The organism is Bradyrhizobium sp. PRIMUS42, assembly GCF_023006515.1.
Taxonomy (GTDB): domain Bacteria; phylum Pseudomonadota; class Alphaproteobacteria; order Rhizobiales; family Xanthobacteraceae; genus Bradyrhizobium.
Map to the genome: position 1 here is coordinate 1 of NZ_JALBGZ010001237.1, position 1,077 is coordinate 1,077.

Below are 1,077 nucleotides of genomic sequence, written 5' to 3' on the forward strand. Positions count from 1 at the left end.
CGCCAGCGCCTGCTGGCGCGACTCCGCGCGCTCGACGGCTCGCCGCGTCTCGATGGAGGCCGCATCGGCTGCCGCGAACTCCAAGAGGTCTAGCGGATCGATATTACTGCCGAGCCGCGAGCCAATCTGCGCCGCGATGTCGAGCCTGAGCTTCATGCCCTCAGGCGCGGCCCAGGCTGCATTGGTGTCGGGAAAGCCGTTGGGCCCGGCCGGCGACCACAGCGGCTGCCCAAGCAAATTGAGGCCGTTGAGATAGCGGTTCGGATCCTCCGGCACGCGCGCGAGCAGCCGCCCGCTCGCGACGAGGAAATCGTAAGGACTGCGCATCTTGGTCAGCGGCGCTTGCCACGCTTCATCGGAATCGACCAGCGCCATGGCAAGCGCCTTGAGATCGCCGTCGGTCTTGACGAAGACATCACGCAGGCGCGCAACCAGCGCCGGCGGCGGATCGTCGGCGACGAAGTGGCGGACGAATTTGGTGGCGATGAAGTTCGCGGTCGAGGGATGCCGCGCGATGTCGGCGAGCGCAGCCTCGCCCTGCGCGAGCCCCGTCGGCTCATAGGTCTTGCCGAGCAGCAATTGCGGACCGGGCTGGTGCGCATTGCTGTTGAACACGAAGGAGCCGGGGGGCCCGAGCTGCCCTTGCCGGCCCGCGAAGGTCCAGCCGGTGATGATGCGCGCGAGTGAGGTGACGTCGTCCTGCGTGTAGCCTCCGCCGACGCCGAGCGTATGCAGCTCCATGATCTCGCGCGCGAGGTTTTCATTGAGCCCGCGCTTGCGGTTCTGGCCGGCGCGCGAATCCGGACCGAGCGATTGCTGGTTGTCGAGGAAGAACAGCATCGCCGGATGCTGCTCGACGGCCCGGAGCATGTCGGTGAAGCGCCCGAGCACGTGCGGCCTGATCGCCTCGCGCTCGAACGCGCCGGCCCATATCCGCGCCAGCTCGCCCTTGCTCGCGGAGATGCAAAAATGGTTGGACCAGAACACGACGAGACGTTCGGTGAAGCCGCACGCGGCCAGGGTCGCGCGCTGCAACCGCGCCAGCGCCTCGGCGCGAAATGTTTTCTGGATAACGTT

1 protein-coding gene is annotated in these 1,077 nt (G+C 67.1%); it reads right to left on the reverse strand.

Annotated features, from left to right (window positions below; all coding sequences use genetic code 11):
- On the reverse strand, positions 1-1,077 hold a 1,077-nt coding region (locus tag MOV75_RS39355), incomplete at both ends, for a DUF1800 domain-containing protein (RefSeq protein WP_247008227.1).